Origin of the sequence: Psychrilyobacter sp., assembly GCF_049671765.1 — a bacterium.
Lineage (GTDB): Bacteria > Fusobacteriota > Fusobacteriia > Fusobacteriales > Fusobacteriaceae > Psychrilyobacter.
In genome coordinates this window covers 1-5,776 of the sequence record NZ_JBATVM010000069.1, presented here as the reverse complement: position 1 = coordinate 5,776, position 5,776 = coordinate 1, and the positions used below count along the sequence as shown (strand labels likewise).

General features: G+C 27.9%; 7 protein-coding genes. 5 read left to right on the top strand and 2 right to left on the bottom strand.

Features of this window, described 5'->3' with window-relative positions; all coding sequences use genetic code 11:
- Nucleotides 1-298: 298 nt before the first annotated feature.
- On the bottom strand, nucleotides 299-967 hold the full coding sequence (locus tag WBG30_RS03625; RefSeq protein WP_424503284.1) for a Crp/Fnr family transcriptional regulator: 669 nt from the start codon (nucleotides 965-967) through the stop codon (nucleotides 299-301).
- Between the two features lie 122 nt (nucleotides 968-1,089).
- On the bottom strand, nucleotides 1,090-2,019 hold the full coding sequence (locus WBG30_RS03620; RefSeq protein ID WP_424503283.1) for an AEC family transporter: 930 nt from the start codon (nucleotides 2,017-2,019) through the stop codon (nucleotides 1,090-1,092).
- A gap of 437 nt (nucleotides 2,020-2,456) precedes the next feature.
- On the opposite strand from WBG30_RS03620, the gene WBG30_RS03615 reads away from it, so the two are divergent.
- From WBG30_RS03615 to WBG30_RS03595, 5 genes are all read left to right on the top strand, one after another.
- On the top strand, nucleotides 2,457-2,690 hold the full coding sequence (locus WBG30_RS03615) for a transposase (protein WP_424503285.1): 234 nt from the start codon (nucleotides 2,457-2,459) through the stop codon (nucleotides 2,688-2,690).
- 492 nt (nucleotides 2,691-3,182) lie between these two features.
- A complete protein-coding gene (locus WBG30_RS03610) occupies nucleotides 3,183-3,335 on the top strand; it encodes a hypothetical protein (RefSeq protein ID WP_424503282.1) in 153 nt (50 codons plus the stop codon).
- A gap of 278 nt (nucleotides 3,336-3,613) precedes the next feature.
- Nucleotides 3,614-4,099 carry a PTS N-acetylgalactosamine transporter subunit IIB gene (agaV, locus tag WBG30_RS03605; RefSeq protein ID WP_424503281.1) on the top strand — a complete coding sequence of 162 codons (486 nt, stop codon included), beginning with the start codon at nucleotides 3,614-3,616 and terminating at the stop codon, nucleotides 4,097-4,099.
- Nucleotides 4,100-4,150: 51 nt separating this feature from the next.
- Nucleotides 4,151-4,924 carry a PTS N-acetylgalactosamine transporter subunit IIC gene (gene agaW, locus WBG30_RS03600; protein ID WP_424503280.1) on the top strand — a complete coding sequence of 258 codons (774 nt, stop codon included), beginning with the start codon at nucleotides 4,151-4,153 and terminating at the stop codon, nucleotides 4,922-4,924.
- On the top strand, nucleotides 4,914-5,741 hold the full coding sequence (locus tag WBG30_RS03595; RefSeq protein WP_424503279.1) for a PTS system mannose/fructose/sorbose family transporter subunit IID: 828 nt from the start codon (nucleotides 4,914-4,916) through the stop codon (nucleotides 5,739-5,741). The genes agaW and WBG30_RS03595 overlap by 11 nt, the downstream gene beginning before the upstream one ends.
- Nucleotides 5,742-5,776: the final 35 nt, after the last annotated feature.

Sequence of the window (5,776 nt, the reverse complement as noted above, 5' to 3'; positions counted from 1 at the left end):
CTTTTGGATATGCATATGGTGTTGCTGTCGGTACATTCTGTACTACTGGTGTCTTTTGAATTGCTTTTGGATATGCATATGGCACTGCTGTCGATGTCCCTCCATTTGAAAACGATACTACTGATAACGCTAATAATCCTATTAATACTTTTTTCATGTTATTCACTCTTTTTTCAAATTTTTCTAATTAAAAATTAATATTTGTTTTTACTTTGGTATTTTAGTTTTTTTTTATCCCAAACTCAACGTCAATTGTCGTTGCCTTAAATTTTTCAAAAAAAAAGGGGATTTTATATCCCTATTTTTCAAATTTTTCCTTATATTTATTCAGTTTTATCTGATTTTTTATAAATATCTTATTTTCTGTCTTTTCTATAATTTCTTCACCTATAAGATTTTTTAATAACCTCTGGAGTGTTCTTAAATTTATGTTGAGATGTTCAGAAATCTCTTTAGAAGTGCCTATATTTAATACTTTATGATTTTCTAAATACTTTATGAAAAACTCTTCATCTGAATAGATACTTTTAAGTAGAAGGTGATTAAACTCTTTAAAGTGATCTTCTACTCCTATGGTTATAATTTTTTCAAGAACTGCAGATTTACCTTTAAACTCCAAATCTAAAATTTTTTCAAGGGGTAGATAAGCAATTGTAGAATCTTCTTTAACTATAACATCTACATCAAAAGGTCTGAAACGTTCTGGCCCTTTTCTATTAGAAAGAGAAAAACTCAATCCTGGAATATCTCCTTCGAAAAAATTTCTATAAAATTCTCCGCCTTCAGGAGTATATATGATATGTTGAGTTTTACCTTCTATTAAAAGGTATGTATTAAATTGTTCAAATCGCTCATAAAAAATAGAAGTTCCCTTAGCCAAGTTTTCAATAGACATAAGGTCTTCAAATTCAGTTCCGATAAGTTCTTCAAAATTAATTTTATATAGTATTTCTGCTTTAGTAGTCATAGAATCCATCCTTTACTATAAATTATTTATTAAAGAAATTATAACATATTTATTTGGCTAAGACTATAAAAAATAAGACTCCTTCACATTAATATTAGAGATCATAGCTGTACTATTTTAAATTAATTTATTAAAAAAATAAGGCCTCCAATTGTAAAGATGGAGACTATTGTTCCAAGAACTGTAACTGCTGCAGTCTCTTTTTCATAGGTTTTAAATTTTGCAGAAAACATAGGTGCTGTAGAAGCTGTAGGCATAGCTGAAACAATAAGGATTTCATTGAATAGATTCCCAGTGATTCCCATTTTTATCATCACAAAATAAAATATTAATGGAGAAGTAATGTTTCTTATAAATATTAATAATGCTACTTCATGGGAAATAGAAATCCTAGTATATGCCATAAAAAGCCCTGTTGTAAAAAGTGAAATAGCTGGAGCTGTATCTCCTAAAATTTTAAAGCTAGATGTAATATATTCTGGTATCGATAGATGAAAAAATGAGAAAATAAGCCCTAAAATAGGTGCAAATATAACGGGAGTTTTAGCTAAATTAAGTAGTTGTATGCCTATTGATTTAAAACTAACACTCTTGGGATCGTCGTGATACTCCACTAAAAACATTGTAATAGGAGTTACTAATAGGAAAACAAGGAGACTCCCGATAACAACAACCGCTATTCCTTCATCTCCATATAGGTGTGAAATTATAGGAATTCCCATAAAAGCTGCATTTGGAAAAGCAGACATAAGTGATGCTTGAGAAGTTTCTTTAGGATGCTTTTTAAATTTATAATGGTATATGATATATGTTTTAATATACGTCAATAATAAACCAATACTTATTACTATGACTACATTTACATTGAGAAATGATTCTATAGGTTTAGTAGCGGTCATATTAAATAATAGAGCTGGAGTTGCGAGTAAAATTATAAAATCAACCAGTGATTTTGAGTGTTCTTCTTTGAATATTCCTTTTTTACCAGCATACCAACCTATAAAGATAGTAAAAAATAATGGAAACAAAACATTAATAATTAGTAAAATCATAACTTTTCTCTATTTTTGTCTAATATTTTATTCATAATATTCTCCTTTTTTGTTTTAAAATTACTTTTACGTTTTAATTATAGATAATATTTTTATTAAAACAAACGTCAGTTGACGCTATTTGATTTTTCATAAATATTTTTAAAATTTATTCTAAAACAAAAGGACATTAAAAAAAATATCAAAATCACAGGGTTTTGTATACTTAAAAATAAAGATGAGGGATTTTTAAATATCTAAAAAAGTATTTGCTAAAAATATTAATAATTTAACAAAAAATCAAATATGGAGATTAGAAAAATTACTTAGTTTAAACGATGATCTAAAAGGAGTTTATTAGATAAAAGCTTACTTCGATAGGTGTATAGCAGTAAAAAATGGAAAGGAGTACATAATAAATTTGATGATGAAATTGATTTGGTTCAGGTATCTAAAATATAATAAATAAAAAATTTAAAACCTGGCATTCAGAAATTGTAGCATCATTTTGTTATGAAGAAAGTAGTCCGTTAGTAGAAGGAATAAACAATAGAGTAAAAGTAATAAAAAGACAATCTTATGGGGATAGAAAATATGAAAATTTAGAAAAATTAGAGGTAATAGGATTTCATATTGAGGGGATTTATATTTCAATAAGTAAAACAAGGATTCAAAGAGAAAATTATATATGAATTTTATTTGAGGAAATAAAAATTGGAAAAATAAACAAATTTTAATTTGACATTTATTTATTTTAGTACTAAACTCAAATTAAAAGATACGTATGAATGTTAGGAAAAAAAATAAAAATAGAAAAAATATTAAGTTCAGAATAATCTTATTGTAAACTAGTAAAAATTGAGTACAAAATCAAAAAGATATTGATTAATTATGAATAAATTTACAAATAAATAAATTTATAGTCTAGATACATACGTACAAATTATAAGAATGAGAATTATCTCAATATGTTTTAGGAAAAATAATGTTTTATCTATTCTAATGCCAGAAAAGTCTAATGATAAAGGTTTTGCAATGACAGGGAGTTTTACATGCATGTCATTAGCTGGAATATCTATATTTAAATTTAGAAACTATTAAAAAAAATATTAGAACTTATATCTGGAAAAGTTTCAATCACTTTTGATTCTTTTCTAGGATTTAGAAATGGTCCAAAATCAATTATGACAGATGTTCAAAAAGTAAGAGAAGTTTTAGTTAATAATCTTGATGAAAGTGATCCAAAAAAAAATTTAACTTCTGCAAAACAGATAATGAAAGAAGTTGCTAAAAAGAAAATATTAATGTGTGGAAGTGAAGGGAAAGGCAGGTTATAAAACCTTGAATTAAATAAAAAAGAGTTGTAAATTGTGTGGGAAAGTTATTTTAGATACTAGTGGTGAAGCGTTAAAATTAGAAAATACAGTAGGATCTTGAGATTCTTCAATTGCTGGGTTTATTTATGGATTTTCAAAAAAAATGAGTTTTAAAGAATGTTTTAAATATGCTTTAGCATGTGGAACCTCAAATGCAATGCTTAAAAATACTGGAGATATTCAAATATTAGAGATGAAAAATTTATTAAAAAAATAAACATTAGGGAGGAAAAAATATTATGAATCTTGTTTTAACTAGGATAGATAATCGATTAATCCATGGACAAGTAGCAACTGCTTGGACGCAACATTCTGGAGCAAATTTATTAGTTGTTCCAAATGATAAAATTTCTACAAATACAACAAGGCAAAACCTTATGAATATGGCTACACCAGCGGGAGTAGAAAGTAGATTTTTTACAATAAAAAAAACTATAGATATTTTGCACAAAGCTGCCGACAGACAAATTATTGCTTTGATTGTAGAAACACCTCAAGATGTTTTAAGCCTTGTTAAAGGTGGGATACCTATAAAAGTAGTCAATATTGGAAATATGCACATGTCAGAAGGAAAAATTCAAATTTCAAAATCAGTTTGTGTAGACGAAAATGATATTAAAACTTTAAAGAAATTAAATGAATTAGGAGTCAAACTAGAAATACAAAGAGTTCCAACAGAATCAAAAGAAGATATTATGTCACTTATTGATAAAATCTCTAAATAAAATAGTAATAATTACTATTATATATATTAACTAAAAAAGGAGGTAAAAAACATGTTTACAGATGCTTTGCTAATAGCTATTTTTGCAGGAATAGCAGGAATTGATATGTTTGATGGATTAACTCATATTCACAGACCTGTAGTTGCAGGAGCAGTCGTTGGTTGGATACTTGGAGATATTCGTATGGGATTAATTGTTGGAGGAACACTTGAACTAGTTTGGATGGGAGCTGTCCCTGTTGGAGGGGCTCAGCCACCCAATGTAGTTATCGGAGGAATAATTGGAACCGCTTTTGCAATTTTAACAAAGCAAGAAGCAACTACTGCTATTGGGATAGCGATACCTTTTGCTGTAGCTGTTCAAGCTTGTATAACACTTTTATTTACTTTCTTTTCTCCTATAATGAGTAAAGCTGACAGATATGCAGAAGCAGGGAATACAAAAGGGATTGCAAATATTAATTACTTAGGAATGGGTATATTATTTGTACTTTACTTTGTAATAACTTTTCTTCCTATAATGTTCGGTGCAGAAGCAGCAGCAGAAGTTGTTTCATTACTACCTAAATGGATAATATCTGGTTTTGGGATAGCAGGTGGAATGATGCCAGCTATAGGTTTTGCAATGTTACTAAAAGTAATGTTTAAAAAAGATTTTGCGATTTATTTGGCAATTGGATTTATTTTAGCAACGTATTTAAACGTTCCTATCTTAGCTCTTGCAGCGATTGCATTTTGTATAGCAATGTATGATTATAGTGTTAATAAGAAAATTGATGAAGGATCAACAAATAATAATAGTGGAGGTTATAGTGATGGAATCTAATAAAAACAGCAGTTATTATGAAGATACAAACAAACCCAAAGTTATAACTAAAAAAGATTTAAACAAAATGGCTTTTAGGTCCTTCTTTTTACAAGCTTCCTTTAATTATGAAAGAATGCAAGCTTGTGGATGGCTCTATGGAATGGTTCCAGCACTAAAAAAAATACATACTAATGAAAAAGATTTATCAAAATCAATGAAAATGCATATGGAATTTTTTAATGTTCATCCATTTTTAGTTACATTTGTACAAGGTATTGTTACTGCGATGGAAGAAAATAAAGAAGATCAAGATACAATCAGAGGAATCAAGATAGCACTTATGGGTCCTTTAGGTGGAATTGGAGATGCATTATTTTGGTTTACTTTACTACCAATATCTGCTAGTATCGGTGCTTCTCTTGCATTAGAAGGAAGTATCCTAGGACCTATAATTTTCCTTTTATTATTTAATTCTGTTCACCTAATTCTAAGATTTTCTTTAATTCATTATTCTTATAGAATGGGAGTTAATGCAATTGACAAACTGCAAGCGGGAACAAAATATGTAACGAAAGGTTCATTGATTTTAGGATTAACTGTTATTGGAGGATTGATCGCTTCTTATGTTAGATTGTCTATTCCTTATATCATTGATACTGGAAAAACTAAAATTGCTATTCAAACTGATGTAATTGATAAAGTAATGCCTAATTTATTACCTTTAATATTCACTTTATTTATGTTTTATCTATTAAAAAAAGGAAAAACTCCAATTACATTAATTATGATAACATTAGCTATAGGGTTATTAGGTTCTTTAACTGGAATACTTTAATTTTATAAAAAAAGGAGATTAAAATGTTCGGAATA

Excerpts from the sequence above, each read along its gene's own strand:
- WBG30_RS03620 (WP_424503283.1), bottom strand. The coding sequence starts at position 2,019 with ATGATTTTACTAATTATTAATGTTTTGTTTCCATTATTTTTTACTATC.
- agaW (WP_424503280.1), top strand. The coding sequence starts at position 4,151 with ATGTTTACAGATGCTTTGCTAATAGCTATTTTTGCAGGAATAGCAGGA.
- WBG30_RS03625 (WP_424503284.1), bottom strand. The coding sequence starts at position 967 with ATGACTACTAAAGCAGAAATACTATATAAAATTAATTTTGAAGAACTT.
- agaV (WP_424503281.1), top strand. The coding sequence starts at position 3,614 with ATGAATCTTGTTTTAACTAGGATAGATAATCGATTAATCCATGGACAA.
- WBG30_RS03595 (WP_424503279.1), top strand. The coding sequence starts at position 4,914 with ATGGAATCTAATAAAAACAGCAGTTATTATGAAGATACAAACAAACCC.
- WBG30_RS03610 (WP_424503282.1), top strand. The coding sequence starts at position 3,183 with ATGACAGATGTTCAAAAAGTAAGAGAAGTTTTAGTTAATAATCTTGAT.